Origin of the sequence: Pandoraea pnomenusa (genome assembly GCF_040391475.1) — a bacterium.
Lineage (GTDB): Bacteria > Pseudomonadota > Gammaproteobacteria > Burkholderiales > Burkholderiaceae > Pandoraea > Pandoraea pnomenusa_C.
Genome location: NZ_JBEBXS010000037.1, coordinates 1 through 19,498, shown reverse-complemented (window position 1 = coordinate 19,498; position 19,498 = coordinate 1). Strand labels below are relative to the sequence as shown.

Annotated in this window: 19 protein-coding genes; 12 read left to right on the top strand and 7 right to left on the bottom strand. The window is 63.7% G+C overall.

All coding sequences use genetic code 11. From position 1 onward, the window contains the following. Positions 1-137 precede the first annotated feature (137 nt). Entirely contained in the window at positions 138-896 is a 759-nt protein-coding gene (locus ABWO90_RS23855) for an SDR family NAD(P)-dependent oxidoreductase (RefSeq protein WP_353193690.1), read from the top strand. A 27-nt stretch (positions 897-923) separates the two neighbouring features. Here ABWO90_RS23855 and ABWO90_RS23850 read toward each other — a convergent pair whose 3' ends face one another. Both ABWO90_RS23850 and ABWO90_RS23845 read right to left on the bottom strand, forming a co-directional pair. Then, positions 924-1,931: a DMT family transporter gene (locus tag ABWO90_RS23850; RefSeq protein WP_353193689.1), complete on the bottom strand. Its 1,008-nt coding sequence runs from the start codon at positions 1,929-1,931 to the stop codon at positions 924-926. After that, positions 1,924-2,403, bottom strand: coding sequence for an Lrp/AsnC family transcriptional regulator (locus tag ABWO90_RS23845; RefSeq protein ID WP_353193688.1), 480 nt, complete (start codon positions 2,401-2,403; stop codon positions 1,924-1,926). Before ABWO90_RS23845 ends, ABWO90_RS23850 begins: the two co-directional genes overlap by 8 nt. A gap of 389 nt (positions 2,404-2,792) precedes the next feature. On the opposite strand from ABWO90_RS23845, the gene ABWO90_RS23840 reads away from it, so the two are divergent. The 3 genes from ABWO90_RS23840 (at position 2,793) to ABWO90_RS23830 (ending at position 6,666) form a co-directional block, all read left to right on the top strand. Further along, the gene (locus ABWO90_RS23840) at positions 2,793-5,075 is read left to right on the top strand and encodes a TonB-dependent siderophore receptor (RefSeq protein ID WP_353193687.1); all 2,283 of its coding nucleotides are present in this window, start codon (positions 2,793-2,795) and stop codon (positions 5,073-5,075) included. Positions 5,076-5,248: 173 nt separating this feature from the next. Further along, the gene (locus ABWO90_RS23835; protein ID WP_353193686.1) at positions 5,249-5,833 is read left to right on the top strand and encodes a TetR/AcrR family transcriptional regulator; all 585 of its coding nucleotides are present in this window, start codon (positions 5,249-5,251) and stop codon (positions 5,831-5,833) included. 407 nt (positions 5,834-6,240) lie between these two features. Then, entirely contained in the window at positions 6,241-6,666 is a 426-nt protein-coding gene (locus ABWO90_RS23830; RefSeq protein WP_353193685.1) for an organic hydroperoxide resistance protein, read from the top strand. Positions 6,667-6,787: 121 nt separating this feature from the next. On the opposite strand, the gene ABWO90_RS23825 is transcribed toward ABWO90_RS23830, so the two are convergent. Together ABWO90_RS23825 and ABWO90_RS23820 are read right to left on the bottom strand one after the other, a co-directional pair. Continuing rightward, positions 6,788-7,324, bottom strand: coding sequence for a DUF1439 domain-containing protein (locus ABWO90_RS23825; RefSeq protein ID WP_502922695.1), 537 nt, complete (start codon positions 7,322-7,324; stop codon positions 6,788-6,790). Between the two features lie 216 nt (positions 7,325-7,540). Further along, a complete protein-coding gene (locus ABWO90_RS23820) occupies positions 7,541-7,744 on the bottom strand; it encodes a SlyX family protein (protein ID WP_353193711.1) in 204 nt (67 codons plus the stop codon). Positions 7,745-7,830: 86 nt separating this feature from the next. Between ABWO90_RS23820 and ABWO90_RS23815 the strand changes: the two genes are divergently transcribed. Beyond that, positions 7,831-8,148 (top strand): YnfA family protein, encoded by a 318-nt coding sequence (locus tag ABWO90_RS23815; RefSeq protein ID WP_502922693.1) that lies wholly within the window; start codon positions 7,831-7,833, stop codon positions 8,146-8,148. 62 nt (positions 8,149-8,210) lie between these two features. Here the strand turns inward: ABWO90_RS23815 and ABWO90_RS23810 are convergent, their stop codons facing one another. After that, positions 8,211-8,813: a helix-turn-helix transcriptional regulator gene (locus ABWO90_RS23810; protein ID WP_353193683.1), complete on the bottom strand. Its 603-nt coding sequence runs from the start codon at positions 8,811-8,813 to the stop codon at positions 8,211-8,213. A gap of 134 nt (positions 8,814-8,947) precedes the next feature. Here ABWO90_RS23810 and ABWO90_RS23805 point away from each other — a divergent pair, with 134 nt between their 5' ends. Together ABWO90_RS23805 and ABWO90_RS23800 are read left to right on the top strand one after the other, a co-directional pair. Further along, on the top strand, positions 8,948-10,447 hold the full coding sequence (locus ABWO90_RS23805; protein WP_353193682.1) for an MFS transporter: 1,500 nt from the start codon (positions 8,948-8,950) through the stop codon (positions 10,445-10,447). Further along, entirely contained in the window at positions 10,444-11,646 is a 1,203-nt protein-coding gene (locus tag ABWO90_RS23800) for a LysR family transcriptional regulator (protein WP_353193681.1), read from the top strand. The genes ABWO90_RS23805 and ABWO90_RS23800 overlap by 4 nt, the downstream gene beginning before the upstream one ends. Here ABWO90_RS23800 and ABWO90_RS23795 read toward each other — a convergent pair. Beyond that, positions 11,574-13,118 carry a sensor domain-containing diguanylate cyclase gene (locus ABWO90_RS23795; protein ID WP_502922694.1) on the bottom strand — a complete coding sequence of 515 codons (1,545 nt, stop codon included), beginning with the start codon at positions 13,116-13,118 and terminating at the stop codon, positions 11,574-11,576. The two genes, ABWO90_RS23800 and ABWO90_RS23795, sit on opposite strands and share 73 nt — an antisense overlap. A gap of 110 nt (positions 13,119-13,228) precedes the next feature. After that, positions 13,229-13,693 carry an Lrp/AsnC family transcriptional regulator gene (locus ABWO90_RS23790; RefSeq protein WP_353193680.1) on the bottom strand — a complete coding sequence of 155 codons (465 nt, stop codon included), beginning with the start codon at positions 13,691-13,693 and terminating at the stop codon, positions 13,229-13,231. 268 nt (positions 13,694-13,961) lie between these two features. Here ABWO90_RS23790 and ABWO90_RS23785 point away from each other — a divergent pair, with 268 nt between their 5' ends. From ABWO90_RS23785 to ABWO90_RS23765, 5 genes are all read left to right on the top strand, one after another. Beyond that, positions 13,962-14,591: a LysE family translocator gene (locus tag ABWO90_RS23785; RefSeq protein ID WP_353193679.1), complete on the top strand. Its 630-nt coding sequence runs from the start codon at positions 13,962-13,964 to the stop codon at positions 14,589-14,591. A 510-nt stretch (positions 14,592-15,101) separates the two neighbouring features. After that, on the top strand, positions 15,102-16,163 hold the full coding sequence (gene cyoA, locus ABWO90_RS23780) for a ubiquinol oxidase subunit II (protein ID WP_353193678.1): 1,062 nt from the start codon (positions 15,102-15,104) through the stop codon (positions 16,161-16,163). Between the two features lie 15 nt (positions 16,164-16,178). Further along, positions 16,179-18,158, top strand: a complete 1,980-nt coding sequence (cyoB, locus tag ABWO90_RS23775) for a cytochrome o ubiquinol oxidase subunit I (RefSeq protein WP_353193708.1) — start codon at positions 16,179-16,181, stop codon at positions 18,156-18,158. 2 nt (positions 18,159-18,160) lie between these two features. Further along, positions 18,161-18,787: a cytochrome o ubiquinol oxidase subunit III gene (locus tag ABWO90_RS23770; RefSeq protein ID WP_353193677.1), complete on the top strand. Its 627-nt coding sequence runs from the start codon at positions 18,161-18,163 to the stop codon at positions 18,785-18,787. Continuing rightward, positions 18,788-19,153, top strand: coding sequence for a cytochrome o ubiquinol oxidase subunit IV (locus ABWO90_RS23765; protein WP_353193676.1), 366 nt, complete (start codon positions 18,788-18,790; stop codon positions 19,151-19,153). Positions 19,154-19,498: the final 345 nt, after the last annotated feature.

The following is a 19,498-nucleotide window of genomic DNA, read 5'->3' as shown; positions in this document are numbered from 1 at the left end:
CGACGCCTGAGCGCTTCCCTCCTGGAAACCTCGGCGGACGCGGGCAAGACGGCAGGTCGGATCGTTCGAGCCAGCCGTCGATCGCGTTCAACCGGGCGGGCAAATGTGCGACGCCCATCGCCATCAGGAGCCTCACCATGACTCGCAAGATCGTTCTCATCACCGGTGGTAGCCGCGGTCTGGGCCGCGCTTCGGCGCTCGCCGCCGCCCGTCGCGGTATCGACGTCATCCTCACATTCCGCAGCCAGCGCGCCGAGGCCGATGCCGTCGTCGCCGAGATCACGAAGCTTGGCGCGAACGCCGTGGCGTTGCCGCTCGACGTTTCGGATTCGGCACAGTTCGCCCCGTTCGCAGCGCAGATCAGGCATGTGCTGAACGACGTCTGGAAACGCGATACGTTCGACTTCCTCGTCAACAACGCCGGCACCGGTTTGCATCAACCTTTTGCAGAGACGACGGAAGCGCAGTTCGACGAACTGGTGCGACTGCATCTGAAGGGGCCGTACTTCCTGACGCAGGCGCTGCTGCCGCTGATCGCCGACGGCGGCCGGATCCTGAACGTGTCCAGCGGTCTCGCACGCTTCTCGCTGCCTGGCGCATCGGCCTACGCCATGATGAAGGGCGGCATCGAAGTGTTCTCCCGTTATCTGGCCAAGGAGCTGGGCGCGCGCGGTATCCGGTCCAACACCGTGGCGCCGGGTGCCATCGCGACCGACTTCAACGGCGGCACGGTGCGTGACAATCAGGGCGTTCATCAGATGGTGGCGGCGAACACGGCGCTCGGACGCGTGGGCGAAGCCGACGACATTGGCGGCATGGTCGCGGCACTGCTCGCCGACGAAACGGGCTGGATCAACGCCCAGCGCATCGAAGCGTCGGGCGGCATGTTCGTCTGAGGTTGATGGTTGCCGAGCCGTTTGCGCTCAGTGCGCGGTGCGGCGTGAGCGCATCGAACCGGACCAGGCCACGGCGCCGACGATGCACGCGCCGCCCACGGCCATCTTGAGCGTGGGCGAGGTGCCGAACAGTACCCACGCGAAGGCAATGGCGTAGACCGGTTCGAGTGCGATCACCACGGCGGCCTGACTGGCTTTGACAGTGCGCAGCGCGTGAATGAAGAGGGTGTAGGCGAGCGCGGTGCACACCACGCCCAGACAGGCGAGCCATCCCCATTGCACGGCGGGCAGCGTCAGGGCTTCGCGCCAGGCAAACGGTGCGAGCACCAGCACGATGCCGACGCATTGCCACCAGCTCGCCTGCAAGGGCGATGCCGTCGCGCCGAGCACGCGGTTGGAAAGCGCGATGACGGCATAGATCGCACCGGAGAGCACGCCCCACGCGAGGCCGATCGTCGCGCCCGCCTGCCAGTCGAACGCGGGTGTCACGAGCGCAAGCCCGATGCATACGAGCGCGATCACGCCAGCGTCGCCAGGCGTCGGGCGCTCGCGGCGCAACGGCCACTCGATCAAGATGACGAATGCGGGAAAGCAGGCGAAGCCGAGCGTGCCGACGGCCACGCCACCGGTCTTGATGGCGAGAAAGAATGCGAGCCAATGCACTGCGAGCAGGATCCCGGCCACGATGAGCCGCACGGCAGACGTCGGCGCGATGCCCCGCCACGGTAGCCCGCCGGACAGGCGAGCCGCGCTGCGCAGACCGGCCCATCCGACGAGGGCGATGGCGCTCAACGCGAGCATCGAGAACAGCCCGCGTCCGAACACGATCAGGGTGCTGCTGGCCGCGATATGTTCGCCGAACAGTGCCGATGCACCGAACAACATGGCCGCCACGTGTAGCGCGATCTGCTGACTCGCGCCACCTTGCGGCGCCTGGGCTGCCTGAGCTGCCTGAGCCGGCAAAGTGACATCGCTGATGCCCGCGCGAGCGGCGGCGGGCCGACCGGAGGTTTCGGCGGCGTCGGCGTCAGGCATCGCCGGACGCGTCGGGCACCGGTACCGCCGTGGTGTACATGACCTGCTTGAGCGCGAAGCTCGAACGGATGTTGCGAATCCCCGGAATGCGCGAGAGCCGGTCCGTGATGAGCGTCTCGTAGGCGCTCATGTCGCTGACCATGACACGCAACAGGTAGTCGGCGTCGCCGGACATCAGGTAACACTCCATGACGTTCGGCAGGGCGGTGACGGCCGCTTCGAAGGCGTCGAGTCCGTCGCGGTTCTGATTTTCGAGGGTGACGTGAATGAATACGTTGATGTGCAACCCGAGCCGCGACGGATCGAGCAGCGTCACGCGCTGCCGGATGTAGCCCTCCGCTTCGAGCGCCTTTACGCGTGCCAGACAAGGCGAGGGCGAGAGGTTCACCCGCGAGGCGAGTTCCACGTTGGTGAGGCGGGCGTCGGCTTGCAGCTCCCGCAGAATCTTCAGATCAATGGCGTCGAGTTCCATACCACTTAGCGCGCGTGCCCCGGATGGGGGCCGGCGTTCCATTCAATTAGCCGCTCGGTCGGCGACAGTGCCGCAATACTAGCCTATTTATTCGTTCGCCAAGCGGCTCGTATCCCGAGCGGTGCCAAGAGTCGCAGGCCGCCTGACGATTCGATCCGACGAGGCATTGCCCCCCGGCCATGCCGCCGGATGCGCGCGCGATAGCACAGATCCCCATCCCCTACCGTTGGTAAGGATTGGAAATGTTGTATTTCGGTGTTGTGGCGGACATCCGACGACAACATTTGTTGACGCTGGGCTGAGGTTTGCTAATATCCCGAAACTCAAATGAGAACGTTAACGATTCTCATTAATAAAACAGTTTTCGATAGATACACGGGAATTTCAGCATGTCTTCTGCTCACGCCCCTCGCACGCCGCGTGCGACCGGACGCCTCGCCGCGCAGCGCGCCTTTGGTGCTTTCGACGCCGTTCGTCCCCGTAGCGCACTTGCGCCGCTGGCCATGGCCACGTTGCTGACGTTCGCCGTCGCGCCTGCCTTCGCCCAGACGGCGCCGGGTGCCGCCGACGCCACGAATGCCGCCGATGCGACCAACGCGACCAACGCGACCAATGCGCCCAACGCGACTAACGCTGTAGGTGCGGCCGACGGCGCAGCACAAGCGACGCTCAAGGCCACCACGGTTACCAGCTCGGCGCTGCGCGAGACGCCGCAGAACCTCAAGCAATCGGTGGCGGCGGGCGCGCTCGGTTCGCGCAGTCAGCTCGACACGCCGTTCTCGACGACTGTCGTGAGCCAGGAGCAACTGGAGCAGCGTCAGCCGGCCAAGCTTGGCGACGTCTTCGTGACCGACGCCTCGGTGACCGACGGCAGCAACGCTTTCGACGCGTGGGCCGGGTACATCTACGTGCGCGGCATGCCCATCGACTGGCAGTCCGGCTTCAAGCTCGACGGCATGCCCGTGATGACCTACGGCGTGACCATGCCTTACGAGCAGTTCGAACGCGTGGAATTGCTCAAGGGGCTCTCGGGCTTCATGTACGGCTTCGTCGCGCCGGGCGGCGTGGTGAACTATGTCACGAAGAAGCCGACGGACGAGCGCGTGGCCAGTGTGGACGTCGGCTTCCAGTCCGAAGGCATCTGGCGTCAGCACGTCGATCTCGGCGGCCGTGCCGGCCCGAACGACATGTTCGGCGCCCGCGTGAACTACACGCACGAAGAAGGTCGCACCTATACCGACGGCAACCTGAATCGCGATACGGTCTCGGTGGCGCTCGATACGCGCATCACGCGCGATCTGACGTGGAACTTCGGCATGATGTATCAGGATCGCCGCGCCACGGGCACGTCGCCGTCGCTCTCGACATACAACTTCACCGGCACGCAACTGCCGGGCCCGATCAACGTGTCGAATGCGAACCTGCAAACGCAGGCCACGCACCTGAACACGATCACCCAGTTCTACACGACGGGCCTGCAATACCAGATCACGCCGGACTGGAAGGTCTCGGCGAACTACGCATTCAACAAGTCGACGCGCGACCGTAACGAAGCCACGCTGTACCTGCTCAACGGTGCGGGCGACTTCAGCGGCCAGAACGACCTGGGCGATGAGGTCAACATGTTCCGCGCGTGGCAGGTGACGGCGGAAGGCAAGGTCCACACCGGCCCGTTCACGCATCAACTGACGTTCGGGCTTGCGTCGCAGTACCAGACCAACGACTACGCCTATACCTACAGCCCGACCTACAGCGGCAACCTGTTCCAGGGCACGTCGTACCAGTTCTACGGCGACGGCACCCCGCTCAAGGCGCAGCGTTCCAGCGCGATCGAGCAGCGTTCCGTGTTCGCGTCGGATACGGTGCAACTGACCGATCGCTGGTCGGTGCTCGCAGGCGGGCGCTTCACGAACTACAACCAGACGAACGCGCAGGGCGTATCGACGTACTCGACCAACGGGGTGTTCACGCCGACGCTGGCCGTCATGTACAAGCTCACGCCGAATACCACGGCGTACGCCAGCTATGTTGAAGCGCTGGAAGCGGGCGAAGTGGTGGCGTCGAACTATTCGAACGCCGGGGCGGTGCTCAATCCGTTCAAGAGCCGTCAGTACGAAGTTGGCGTGAAGACGGAGCAGGCCACGTGGAGCACGACGGCGTCGATCTTCCGTATCGAGCGCGGTGCCGTATACACCAATAGCGCCAACGCCCGTGTGGCGGATGGCCAGTCGATCTATCAGGGGATCGAAGTGGCGGGCTCGGTGAAGCTCGGGCCGCAATGGACGCTCGGCGCGAGCGCGATGGCGCTGGACGCCTGGTATGCCCGCACGGCGAACGGCTTCGACGGCAACCGCGTGGGCGGTGCACCACGCTTCGTGCTCTCGGCCAACGTCGACTACAAGATCCCGTTCGTGCCGGGCCTGTCGGTCGGTGGCGACATTCGCTACAACGGTCGCACGGCGCTCAATCCGCAGAACTCGCTCACGGTGTCGGGCTACACGCTCATCAACATCGGTGCGACGTACCGCACGCGCGTCGCCGGCAAGGACGTGACGCTGCGCGCTGCGGTCAGCAACCTTACCAACCGCAAGTACTGGGAATATCAGTACGACAACTACATCAAGCCGGCCGACCCGCGCATGGTGGCGCTGAACGCGAAGATCGACTTCTGACGAAGTCCGGCCGCCAGGCGACTGGCGGCGATCTTGGCGACATCAAGAAACGGCGGCCTTCGGGCCGCCGTTTTGCTTTGGACCGGGCGGCTATGAGCACCATCGAAAATACCAATGACGCTTTTCGATGAAACGTCTTGACTATCTACCTATCAGTAGATAAAGTTCGTTTCATGAACCGCACAACGACATCGACCGCAGCACCGACCGTCAGAGAGCAACTGCTCGATCACGCGCAGACGTTTCTGATGACGCGAGGCTACAACGGCTTCAGCTATCGGGATCTGGCCGAGCGTGTCGGGGTGAAGACGTCGAGCATCCACTATTACTTCCCCGCCAAGGAAGATCTGGTGCTTGAAGCGGTGAAGGCTTACGACGCGGCGATCAGCGAAGGGCTGGCGACCATCGACGAGGCGCTGCCGCCGGTGCAGAAGCTGACGCAGTATGCGCAAGGGTTCGGACGTATCGTGGCGGATGGTCATCGGATCTGTCTGTGCGGCATGCTCGCCGCCGACATCGAGACCTTGCCGGAGACGGTGCGCGAAGCGGTGCAACGCTTCTTCACGTTTCACGAAGACTGGCTGGCACGGGTACTGGCCGAAGGCGTGGCGGATGGATCGATGACGCTGACGTCGTCGGTCGAAGCGACGGCCCGTGCGCTGTTCGCCGGGTTTCAGGGCAGCGTGATGGCGTCGCGGTTGTTTCGGGCGCCGTCGAGACTGGAGGACGTGGTGGCGTCGGTGTGCGGCGTCGCCTGAAAGGCACGGCGTCGGTCCGGAGTCCGGGCCGCGGTAACACGGGAGTCGAACTCCCGTTTATTTGTCGCTGACTACCTATCTAGTAATAGATAGTTTTGGGGGTGTGAAAATCGAGACGATCGCCGGCGATATGCCGCCGGGTAGTCACGATGGTTGTCGAGAAGGTGCATTAAGATCGTTGACGGTGTTTGCGTGCAACGCAGTTCGGCCCGGAAGGTGCCGGACACGTGGGGCACATCGGTATCGTCGACGCGGGAACACACGCGCCCGGAAAGCGTCATGACGTGATTCGACGCGCGTTTGTATGTCAGGCAGATCGTTCGGTCAGCAGGCAATGCCACGATGGCGCGCCGGGCCGGTGCGGTCGAAGTTTGGAAGTGAAATTCTCTACTTACCAGGAGTTCGTCATGTCGATCGAAAAAGTGCTGTACACCGCTCATGCCACCGCCACCGGAGGCCGTGACGGCCGCGCCGTCTCCTCGGATGGCGTGCTCGACGTCAAGCTGGTCGTGCCCAAGGAAATGGGCGGCCCCGGCGTTGGCGGCACCAACCCTGAGCAACTGTTCGCTGCCGGCTATTCCGCTTGCTTCCTCGGCGCGCTGAAGTTCGTCGCGGGCAAGGAAAAGGTCGCGCTGCCGGCCGAGACGAAGATCGACGGCAGTGTCGGCATCGGGCAGATTCCGACGGGCTTCGGCATTCAGGCCGAACTGAAGATCAGCGTGCCGGGTGTCGATCGCAAGGTGGTGGAAGACCTCGTGCAGAAGGCGCACATCGTGTGCCCGTACTCGAACGCCACGCGTGGCAACATCGACGTGACGCTCACGGTGGTCTGAGCCATCGTCAGCGACGCGCGAACCCGGCTGCAACGCCGGGAACGCAGATGCGACAAGGGCAGCCCTCGGGCTGCCCTTGTTCGTTACGGCGTTCGGTGCGCAGCGCGGGTGTCGACGGCAATTACTTCGTCTTGACCTCGACCTTGATGCCGTCGGGCAGCACGGTGATGGCGCCCGGCTCGACGTCGCGTCCGCCATAACGCAATTGCTCTGGCTTGAACGTATAGATCGGGTACTGGTTGAGCACCTGCTGCGCGACCGTGCCGCCGATCGCCGTCAGTTGCTGTCCGTAGGCGGGGGGCATGCCATTCACGTCCACGCGTTCCACGCTTGGGTTGTCCAGCAGCACGGCACGTTTGACCGGGTCGTACTTCAACGCGCTCGAGATCGCGAGCACGCCTTTGAGCGGCTGTCCTTGCAGCAGCACGTTCTGCAATTGCGCGTCGACCTGCGTGTTCACGCGGTTGGCCTGCGGATTGAAACCGACCAGCGGATGCGTGAGCTCGACCGTCAGCAACTGGCCGTAGTTAAGCGTCGTGGGGAAGCGTTTGTTGACGGCGGACTCGATGTCCTGGCGCGTCATCGTGTATTCGCCGGTCCAGATGTTGTAAGCGGCGCGTGCCGGGCGAACGAGTGCGGCAAGGCTCGCACCGAGCATGCCGATGGCGGCCAGGCGCAGCGCGTCGCGGCGCGAGATGCCGGTGGCACCGGGCTCGTCGAGCAAGAAGGACTGGGCAGGATGCGGCGGGCGGCGAGAAGTCATGTTGCGCGGGTCCGTGAGACGTGAGACGCGCACGGCAGGGCCGTGGCTGAAACGTCGATGCAGATGTGACACAACGGATGGGGAATCGTTCTGAGTGCTGTGCCGGACTTTTCAATAGTGCGGTGGAATCTCATGCTGCGGATTGCCATCGCCGCCGCTCTGTCCTTGCGAGAGCATTTGCTGGTAAAGCGCCTTGAACTGTTTCTGCAGCAAGTCGATTTGCTGCTCCTGACGCGTAACGATGCCATTGAGCGTTTCGAGCAGATCTTCCTGAAACGCCGTCTTGATCTCGAGTTCGACGACGCGGGCTTCCAACGATTCCATGAGCTTCTCCGGTGAACGCGGCATTGTAGGTCATTGTGCGGTGACGCATCGACATGGCGCCGGGCATAATCGCAGCCATGAAAACCTTTGCGCTTTACATCGCCACTGCGGTGGCGGAAATCGTGGGTTGCTACTTGCCGTGGTTGTGGCTCAAACAGGGTCGCAGTGCGTGGCTGCTCGTGCCCGGGGCGATTTCGCTGGCGTTGTTCGCGTGGCTGCTCACGCTGCACCCGGCGGCGGCGGGGCGCGTCTACGCCGCGTATGGTGGCGTATACATTACCGTCGCAATCGTGTGGCTGTGGCTGGTGGACGGCATGCGTCCGACGTCGTGGGACGTGGCCGGCGTGGCCGTGGCGCTCGTGGGGATGAGCCTGATCGCGTTCCAGCCGCGATAGCCGGCCAGCCGGCTGACCCGCTGTTCTCCGGACGGCGCCGGGCCAGTCGGCGCCATCGTGAATCAGGCGGTCCGCACGCGATACGTGCAGCGTTGCCCGCCAGCGAGAATATGGGTTTCGCGCGAGACCGTGCCGCGCTCGCCGATCAGTTCCTGAAACAACTCCAGCTCGGTGCGGCAAAAGCCCTGGCACGTCTTGGCTGCCGCGCAGATCGGGCAATGATCCTCGATCAGCAACCAGTCGTTGCCGTCGCGCTCCACGCGCGCCATATAGCCTTCCGACGAACGAATCTCCGCGAGCTTCTCCAGCCGTGCCGGAAGTCCCGGTAGCGGATCGACGGCCTCCCGGTAATGGGCGCGCGTCTCGAGCGCGCGCTGCGCGATCAATCGATCCAGGCCATCTTCGCCGAACAACTGACGGATCGAGCCGATCAACTGAATCGTGAGATGCGAGTGCGCGTCGGGAAAGCGGCCGTGACCGGCTTCGGTGAGCGCCCACGCCTGGCGCGGTCGGCCCGCGCCCCGTGAGGGCATCGTCTCGCCGACGAGCAAGCCGTCCGAGACGAGCTTTTGTACCTGCTGACGTGCGGCCTCCGCCGTAATCCCCAACCCTGCCGCGACCTCGGCGGTCGACGCCGGCCCCTGCGTCTTCAGCCAGTGCAACACGCGCTCATGCCCCGCACCGGGGGCAGGGACGACTGCCCTATTATCCAAGTGGTTATTTGGGTAATTCATTTTGCGGCATGTAATATCCAAGAACTTCCTTGCATATTAGTCGTCCGGCGGACGGCTGTCCATCCATGACAACGAGCACGACAAGAACAACAAACGCGGCGCCGGGCTGGCGCGATCTGTTGAGTGGCAACAATGGCTGGCGGTCGCTGGCGTTGGCGGGTGGGGTGGCGCTGCATGCCACCAACGTCTATGTGGCGACGACGGTGCTGCCGTCGATCGTGAAAGAGATCGGCGGGCTGGATCTCTATTCGTGGAACACGACACTGTTCGTGGTGGCATCGATTCTCGGATCGGTGCTTGCCTCGAAGCTGCTCGCCACGCTCGGGCCGCGCATTTCGTACGTGGCGGCGCTGCTCGGCTTCAGCGGCGGGACGATCCTTTGTGCCGCGGCCCCATCCATGCCGTGGATGCTGGCGGGCCGCACCTTGCAAGGCTTCGGCGGTGGCATTCTGCTCGCCCTCAGTTACTCGCTGATCCGCATCGTGTTCGCGCCAGCGCTGTGGTCGCGGGCGATGGGGCTGGTGTCGGGAATGTGGGGCGTGGCCACGTTGTGCGGCCCGGCCGTTGGCGGTGTGTTCGCGCAGTTCGGCCATTGGCGCTGGGCGTTCTGGTCGTTGCTGCCGGTGGTCGTCGGGCTCGGTCTGATCATTCGCGCGCAGGTTCCTGCCGGACGCGTGGCAGAACCGACAGCCCACGCTGCCGATGCGAACACCGCACCGTCGTCGACAGACGACGGGCAGACCGTTCCCTGGTTCAAGGTCATGCTGCTGTGCGCGTCGGTCGTCGCGATTTCGCTCGGCGCTGTCGTTGGCTCGCATTGGCTGGCCGCCGCATGGATGCTCGTGGGGCTGGTGCTCGCCTGGTGGTTGTCGCAACGCGAGCGCAGCGCGCGGCATGCCTTGCCCCGACTGATGCCGACAGGTGCCTACTCGGTGCGCACGCGGCTCGGCGGACTGTACGCGGCGATGAGCCTGCTTGGGCTGGCGACGACGAGTGAAATCTACATCCCTTACTTCCTGCAGACGATTCACGGGCAGACGCCGTTCGCAGCCGGTTATCTCGCTGCGCTGATGGCGGCCGGCTGGTCGGTCGGTTCGATGACGAGCGCGGGGCGCCAGGGGGAGGCCGCCGAGCGGCGCGTGCGAACCGGTCCGGTGATCGTCACCCTGGGCATGCTCGCGCTGGCGTGGCTGCTGCCGCAGCGCGCGCTGTTCGAGAGCGCGTCGGGCACGGCGGGCGTGTGTGTGGCGCTGTTCGGCGTGGGTGTCGGTGTGGGCGTTGGCTGGCCGCACCTGCTCACGCGGGTGATGACGGCGGCGCGCCCGGGTGAGGCGCAGCTCGCCTCGGCGTCGATCACGACCGTGCAGTTGTATTCGATGGCGCTGGGCTCGGCGCTCGCGGGGCTGGTGGCGAACTCGGCCGGTCTGGCGGAGGGGGCATTGGAAGCCGCGCAACGTGCATCGGCGTGGCTGTTCACGGTTTTTGCGCTGGCGCCGGCGCTCGCCGCCGTGATCGTGTGGCGCGGCAAGGTGGCGGCGCCGGTGACCGGGCAGGAGGCATCATGATCGATCGCATCACCGCCATGCGCACGTTCGTGCGTGTGGCCGAAGTCGGCAGCTTCACGAAGGCGGCGTCGTCGCTCGACATTCCGCGCGCCACGGCGACCACACAGGTGCAGCATCTCGAACGCTGGTTCGGCGTGGCGCTCTTCACGCGCTCGACGCGGCGCGTGGCGCTCACGATGGAGGGTGCAGCGTACTACGAGCGTTGCGCGGCGATTCTCGCAGACGTCGAGGAAGTCGAGTCGGGGCTCTTCGGTGCGCACGCGCAACTGCGCGGACGGCTGGCCGTGGTGCTGCCACCGGTCATTGCACGCGAAGTCGTGATGCCGTCGCTTGCCGAGTTCCAGACGCGCTATCCGGGGCTGGAAATCGCACTGGATGCGACACCGGCGCATGGCGACTGGCGCGGCGACGGCGTGGACTGCGGCGTGGTGCTGGGTGAGTTGCCCGACTCCCGGCTCGTCGCGCGGCATCTGGGCGATCTGCCGAGGGTGACGTGTGCGAGCCGCCGGTATCTGGAAACCCACGGGGTGCCCAATGATCCGGACGACCTCGCAACGCACACGTCGGTGAAGTGGCTGACGGCGCCCGCCGAGACGCTGATGCCGCTGCCTATGCAGGACAGGGCGCAGGACAGGCCGCAGGACAGGGCGCAGGACAAGGCGCAGGACAGGGCGCAGGACAGGGCGCAGGACAGGGCGCTGGGCAATGCGCCAGGCGGTGCGCTGGGCGGTGCAGTGGCAGGCGGTGCGCCGCTGTTGTCGCCCTCGACCTTGCCGACACGCTGCGGCGATCTCACGCTGCTGGTCGGCGGGCGTCCCACGTGTGTGCGCACGCGCGGGCAGTTGCATGTGGGGGACGAGGCGGCCTATCTCGCGGCCGGCATCGAAGGACTCGGACTCATTCAGCCGACGCTGCTGGCTGCCGCGCCGTATCTCGCGTCGGGGCGTCTGGTGCCGGTGCTGCCGAATTGCCCGCCGCCCGCGCTGCGCCTCTCGGCCGCCTATCCCGCGCAGAAGCGTGTGTCGCCGCGCGTGCGTGCGTTCGTCGACTGGCTCGCATTGATATGCGAGCCGTTAGGGCGGGGAAGCGATGCCGGCGAGGCGGGAAGCGCGGCCGCCTACGTGGCTTACGAGCCGCTGTCGCCCGGTGCGGCGGGCAATACGTCGAACCCGCGCCGTTCGTTCACGCTGCCGGCGTAATGATTGCGCTTCTCTTCATACATCAGCAGGTCGGCACGCTGAATGGTCGCCTCGAGCCGTTCACCGGCCTCGCAGGTGGCCGTGCCCATCGAGAATGAGAGTGGCGTGCCGGGATAGAACGAGTTGTTGAGTTCCACGAGCTGACGAATGCTCTCGATCACGGACGCACCGCCCGAGGCGTCGGTCGACGGCAGTAACAGCGCGAACTCGTCGCCGCCGATGCGCGCCGCGATCTGCGGCGCCACAACGGCTTTGCCGAGCACTTCGCCGGCGCGTCGCAGCAGACCGTCGCCCGCGGCGTGACCGAGTTGATCGTTCACGGCCTTCAGGCCATTCAGGTCGGCCACGACCACTGTCACCGGATACGGGCCCTTGCGCTCGAGTCGATTGAGTTCGTCCACGTAGAACGATCGGTTGCGCAGCTTGGTGAGCACGTCGTGCTTGCCGAGGAATTCGAGATACGACTCGGCCTTCTTGCGTGCGGTGATGTCGGTCAGCGCGACGAGCACCAGATCCCAGCGTGCCTCGTGACCGGGCAGCACGGCGAATTGCAGATGGACGTTGATCTCGTTGCCGTCGAGCGCATAGTTGATGACTTCGCGCTGCTGGAAGAGCTTGTTCTCCCACAGGTCGATCAACTGCTCGCGGAAGTTGTGACGCATGTCGTCGCGAAACACGTCCGGCAGCCGGGCGAGCAGCGTGGCCTTGTCGGGCGCGACGAACATCGCGAGCGTGTGACGGTTCACGTCGAGCACGTCGATCTCGTTCATGCAGCGCTCGACGAACTCCGGATGCACGTCGGTGAAGGTGCGAAAGTCGGTGATGCCGCGCGAGCGCGCGTCGTCGAGCAACAACTTGATCGCGCTGAAGTCTTCCACCCACAGCGAGACCGGTGAGTATTCGAACAGGCCGCGTGCGTATTGCTCGCCCATCGTCACGCGCTCACGGGCGTGTTCGAGTTCGGTCACGTCTTCGAGCGAGATCAGCACGCGTGCGAGCGTGCCTTCATGGCCGGGCAACACCGAGCCGTTGAGCAGCACATCGAGACGCCGGCCGTCGAGCGTGTAGTTGACCGTCTTGCTCGTGAAGTGCGTGCGGCCGTCCCACAACTGGCAGAGTTCCTCGATGTGCGTCTTGAGCATGTCGTCGCGGAACACGCGCGGCAGATTGGCCACGAGCGTGTCGAGCGACGGCGCGTTGAACATCGAGAGCGTTCGCTGGTTGACCTTGATGACGCGGATCCGTTGCGAGCAGGCCGAGACAGATGCCGGATCGGACTTGAAATGTGCGCGCAGGTCGGACACGCCCTGCGCGCGCCATGTGTCGAACAACTGCTTCACGCCGCTGAAGTCTTCTAGCCAGAGCGAGACGGGCGCGAGATCGAACATCAGGGCGTCGTCGCGCGCCGAGGCCGGCGCGGCGTGCCCCGTGGGAGGCACGGGGGAAGTCGTTGAAGCAGGTACGGCGGGCATGGCGTCCGACATGAGGCACCTAGTGTGTGAGCGGACCCGCAGGTCGGGTCAGGCCGCCATTCTACGGGCAAACGCACGCCGTGCCATCGTGCGCCGCCCTATGCGTCGACCTACAGCAACGGTGCGCCGCTGTCGCGTTTGACTTCACGCAACGACAGCATCGACTCGATGGACGAGACGCCGGGCAGGGCGCGCAGCACGTCGCGCGTGAACATGCCGTAGTCGTCGAGGTCCGTGGCGACTACGCCGAGCAGATAGTCGGCGCTACCGGAAATGTTGTGGCACGACACGATGCGATCGATCGCTTGCACTTCGCGCTCGAACTGTTCGGACAACGAGCGGTCGTGCACGGCGAAACGCACATGAACGAAAGCCGTGACACCCAGGCCCAATGCGCGGTGCGAGAGTTCTGCGCGATAGCCGGTGATGTAGCCCTCGGCCTCGAGCCGTTTCAAACGCCTCGCGCATGGGGTTTCGGAGAGCGACACGCGCTCGGCGAGCCGGGCATTGGAGATGCGGCCATCGCGTTGCACGATGGCGAGAATCGCCCGATCGGTGGCGTCCAGTTCGTTCATTGTAGGTATCCCGCTAAAAAATCCGCTTCAAAGATGGCATTCCACCACGAAAGGCCCCTTCGGGATAGTGTTGCCCTCATCCTTCCGGACTAGGGCGGATGGCGACGTGGCTTGCAGGTTTATTGGTAATACTCGATGGAATGGTGTTTCGTTGGCTTAATACGCTAATTATTTGGAATTTATTGGGTGGAAAACGCCATGTATCGCTCATGAATTGGCGAGATCATATGCCTGTTTTCGGTCGCTTCGACCGTCCAGGGGAAAAGTCATGGTTTCGCTGCAGTTGCTCACGGTTTTCATTGGCGCGCTGGTTGTCGTATACGCGTTGCCCGGCCCCGACATGGCGCTTGTCATGCAGACGAGCATGACGCGAGGCGTAAAACACGGCTTGGCCACCGCAGGTGGGCTGGCGCTCGCGCGCGCCGGACATGTAACGCTGTCGGCCTGCGGTGTGGCGGCGTTGCTGCGCGCGGCACCGTGGCTGTTCGAGACGGTGCGTCTCGTCGGTGCAATCTATCTTGCATGGGTGGCGATCCAGATCTGGCGCTCGCCGGCTTTCGGCATCGAGGCCGCCGCGCAGCCGACCGACGCGGCGCCGCCGCTCTCGCATGCCGTGCGCCGCGGCGTGCTCTCCAGTGTGCTCAACCCGAAGGCACTCCTGTTCTGTTCGGTGCTGCTGCCGCAGTTCATCCGTCCGGAAGCGGGGCCGGTGTGGTCGCAGGTGCTCGAGCTAGGCGTGCTGCTACTGGTCGTCGGCGCGATCTTCGATGTGACGCTCGCGTTCGGGGCGGCGCGCATCGCGCGGTGGTTGCGCCATCGGCCGCTTGCACAAAAAGTACAACGCTGGTCATTCGGGGCGGCGCTCATGGCGTTTGCCGTCCGGCTGTCGCTGGACTGAAATCCCGGGCACAATACCGCCACCCTACATCCTCCCTGCACACTCGCACCAATCTGGTGCGTTTCGCTGCGACACGGCAAATCAGGGTGCGACACAACGTCGCACCCGTTGAAATTTGCGAACCTTCACCCATTGCTGCATTGCACAGCGTTTACCGCCAAAAAGGTGTCGATCTGCTCGGAAATCGTCGCGCGCGTACGCGTGAGGGCTGCGCGACACATTGTCGCGCCGGTGGGTGGGCGATGGGCGGTCTAATTAAACTTCGGCATAATGCCGCACCGTGATGGAAGTAAAAGACAAGAAGTCGGACAGTGACTTGAGGTCTGCGGGCGGCAATCCGCCCCGGTTCACGTCGTTTCGATGACACAGTCGTCGTAGTTCGACCGGTGCAATACCGGCGTGACGACTGCTCCCGTCTCACCTTAACCCTTGCCAACCTCCTGCGACCCTGCATCAGGCCGGTAAGCCCGTGTTGTGCCGTTCGCTGGCCAACTCAACCTGTCGTGTGACATGAAGAAACACAGAAACCCGCGATTGTTTAGGCTCCTCGCCTTGTGCTCGCCGCTGATTTTGGCTGGCTGCGACATGACGCTGCTCGACCCTAAAGGGCAGATTGGCGTAGAGAACAAGAACCTGATCCTCACGGCCACGTGGCTGATGCTGATTGTGGTGATCCCGGTCATCCTGATGACGCTGTGGTTTGCGTGGAAGTACCGCGCGAGCAACAAGACGGCGCGTTACGAACCGAACTGGTCGCACTCGACGGCCATCGAGGTTGTGGTCTGGCTCGTGCCGATCATCATCATTGCGATTCTCGCGCGCATCACCTGGGTCTCCACCCACGAACTCGATCCGTACAAGCCACTGGAAAGCGAAGTGAAGCCGATCACGGTCGAAGTGGTGTCGATGAACTACAAGTGGTTGTTCATCTACCCGGACCAGGGCATTGCGTCGATCAACGAACTGGCCGTTCCGGTCGATACCCCGGTGAATTTCAAGATCACCTCGGAATCGATCATGAACTCGTTCTTCATTCCGCAACTGGGTAGCCAGGTCTACACGATGGCGGGCATGGAGACGAAGCTGCACCTGATCGCCAACCACGTCGGCTCGTACGACGGTATTTCGGCGAACTACAGCGGCGGCGGTTTCTCGGGCATGCGCTTCAAGACGCTGGCGATGACCGATGGCGACTTCCAGGCATGGGTGACGAAGGTGCGCGAGTCGAAGAAGGTGCTCGACAAGGACGCCTACGCTTCGCTGGTTCCGATGAGCGAGAACACGCCGGTCACGTATTACAGCTCGGTCGACGCGAACATGTTCCAGTCGATCGTGCACGCCCCGATGGCAACCGGCATGGCCCAGCAGCATGAAGGCCATGAAAACCACGGTGCCATGGAAATGAAGGGCATGGACATGAAGATGGAAATGAAGGGCGCGGGCACCGACGCCGCGACGGCTCCGGCCGCCGCTGCCAACGTGCAGAACGGCCAGTCGATGACCATGGCCATGGACAACGCCGGCGCGCACGCGATGCACGCCGGTGCGGCTGCGCACGCGCATAAGGAGTAAACAACAATGTCAACGCTGTTTGGCAAACTGACCCTCGAAGCCATCCCGTACCACGAGCCGATCATCGTCGGCGCGGTCGGCATGATGGTGCTGGGCGGGCTGGGCCTCGTCGCCCTGCTCACCTACTTCGGCAAGTGGAAGTACCTTTGGAACGAGTGGGTGACGTCGGTCGATCACAAGAAGATCGGCGTGATGTACGTGCTCGTGGCGCTTGTCATGCTGCTGCGCGGCTTTGCCGACGCCATGATGATGCGTACCCAGCTCGCGCTTGCCCATAACTCGGGCGGCATTCTCCCGCCGGATCACTACGACCAGATCTTCACCGCCCACGGCGTGATCATGATCTTCTTCGTGGCGATGCCGCTGATCACCGGCCTGATGAACCTGGCCGTGCCGCTGCAGATCGGTGCGCGCGACGTTGCGTTCCCGTTCGTCAACTCGCTCAGCTTCTGGCTGTTCGTGGCGGGCGCGGTGCTGATCATGCTGTCGCTGTGGATCGGTGAGTTCGCTGCCACCGGCTGGCTGGCGTTCCCGCCGTTGTCGGGCATCGAATACAGTCCAAGCGTCGGCATGGACTACTACATCTGGGGTCTACAGGTGGCGGGTTTGGGTACCACGCTCAGTGGTATCAACTTCTTCATCACCATCCTCAAGATGCGCACCCCCAGCATGAAGCTGATGCAGATGCCGGTGTTCACCTGGACTGCCCTGGTGACCAACGTGCTGATCGTCGCTGCCTTCCCGGTGCTGACCATCACCCTGGTGCTGCTGACCCTGGACCGTTACCTGGGTACGCACTTCTTCACCAATGATGGTGGCGGCAACGCCATGCTGTACATCAACCTGATCTGGATCTGGGGTCACCCGGAGGTGTACATCCTGGTGCTGCCGGCGTTCGGTGTGTTCTCCGAAGTCATCGCGACCTTCTCGCGCAAGGCGCTGTTCGGCTACAAGGGCATGGTCTACGCCACCGCCTGCATCGGCGTGCTGTCGTTCATCGTGTGGCTGCACCACTTCTTCACCATGGGCTCGGGTGCCAACGTCAATGCCTTCTTCGGCATCACGACGATGATCATCTCGATCCCGACCGGCGTGAAGATCTTCAACTGGCTGTTCACGATGTACCGTGGCCGCGTGCAGATGACCACCCCGGTCCTGTGGACGCTGGGCTTCATCGTCACGTTCGTGATCGGTGGCATGACCGGCGTGCTGCTGGCCGTGCCGGGTGCCGACTTCGTGCTGCACAACTCGCTGTTCCTGATTGCTCACTTCCACAACGTGATCATCGGTGGCGTGCTGTTCGGTTACATCGCCGGTATGAACTACTGGTTCCCGAAGGCCTTCGGCTTCAAGCTCGACGAGCGTCTGGGCAAGGCAAGCTTCTGGTGCTGGCTGATCGGCTTCTACCTCGCGTTCATGCCGCTGTACGTGCTGGGCCTGATGGGCATGACCCGTCGCCTGAACCACTACGACAACCCGGCATGGCAACCGTGGCTGATCGCCGCGCTGATCGGTGCCCTGTTCATCGCTGCCGGTATTGGCTTCCAGGTGCTGCAACTGGTCGTCTCGATCAAGAACCGCAAGGCGCTGGCCGACACCACGGGTGACCCCTGGAATGGCCGCACGCTGGAGTGGATGACGTCGTCGCCGCCGCAGTTCTACAACTTTGCCGAAGAGCCGCGCGTGCACGACATCGACGAGCTGGCCTATCGCAAGGAACACGGCATCAAGAGCGATCTGAAGACGAGCTACGCGCCGATTCACATGCCGAAGAACACGGGCGCAGGCTTCATCATCAGCGCGTTCTCGCTGGTGTTCGGTTTCGCCGCCATCTGGCACATCTGGTGGCTCGCCATCGTCGGCTTCGTGGGCATGATCGTCACGTTCATCTGCCGCAGCAACGACGATTCGATCGACTACTACGTGCAGTCGCCGGAAGTGGTGGCCATTGAATCGGCTCACCATCAGGCACTGGCCGCAGCAGCAAAGGCTTAATCATGACGAGCGAAGTTCTCAAACACTCTGGCGCGCATGCCGATGCGCATGCGCATGACCACGCGCACCACGACACCGGGGGCAACACGATCTTCGGTTTCTGGGTGTACCTGATGACCGACCTGGTGCTGTTCGCCGGCCTGTTCGCCACCTTCGCGGTGCTGCGTAACTCGACGGCGGGCGGCCCCACCGGCCACGAACTGTTCGACCTGAAGTTCGTTCTTGTCGAAACGTTCATCCTGCTGTTCTCGTCGATCACCTATGGCTTCGCCATGGTCGGTCTGCACAACGGCAAGAAGGGCGCCGTGATGAGCTGGCTGGCGATCACCTGGCTGCTGGGTGCCGGGTTTATCGCGATGGAACTGTACGAGTTCCACCACCTGATCCTCGAAGGTGCCGGCCCGAACCGCAGCGGCTTCCTGTCGGCGTTCTTCGCACTCGTGGGCACCCACGGTCTGCACGTGGCCTCGGGCCTGCTGTGGATGGCCGTGCTGATGTTCCAGATCGGCAAGAAGGGCCTGAGCACGACCAACACCACCCGTCTGCAATGCCTCTCGCTGTTCTGGCACTTCTTGGACGTGGTCTGGATCGGCGTGTTCACGGTCGTGTACCTGATGGGAGCCATGTAAATGAGCAATAGCAACTCGGTGCAATCGCACGGCCACGAAGCTGGCCACAATGCAGCCGGTGGCAGCCATGGCAGCGTGAAGTCGTACCTGATCGGCTTCGTGCTCGCGGTGATCCTGACCGTCGTGCCGTTCAAGCTCGTGATGGACGGTTCGATGCCGCCGTCGACGGTGCTGCCGCTGATCCTCGGCGCAGCCCTCGTGCAGATCATCGTCCACCTCGTCTACTTCCTGCACATGGACCGCTCGTCGGAACAACGCTGGAACGTGATGGCCTTCGCATTCACGATCCTGATCGTGGCCATTGTGCTCGTCGGCTCGCTGTGGATCATGCACAACGCCAACGCGCTGATGATGCCGGGGATGTAATTCTCTCCGGGCTTGCCTGCGTTTTTTCAGGTGAGCGGAAAAGGCGGCTTCGGGTTCCGGGCCGCCTTTTTTTTATGGCTTGTGGGGTGGGTGATGTCGGTTTCTCCATGCCCAGCGTTTGGGGTGCACAAAAAAGGCAGTTCGAATCATCGAACTGCCTTTTTTGCTCCCACGTTATCGATGTCGTCGACACCGCCCGTCCATCCACCACCAACGTCCTCCCCACCCCCCATACCCGCGGGGGGGGGGGGGGGGCCCGCGCCCCCCCCCCCCCCACAAAAAAACAAAAGGGCACGCCCCCACCCCCCCCCCCAAAAAACCCAACAGAGGGCGATGCGCCGCCAT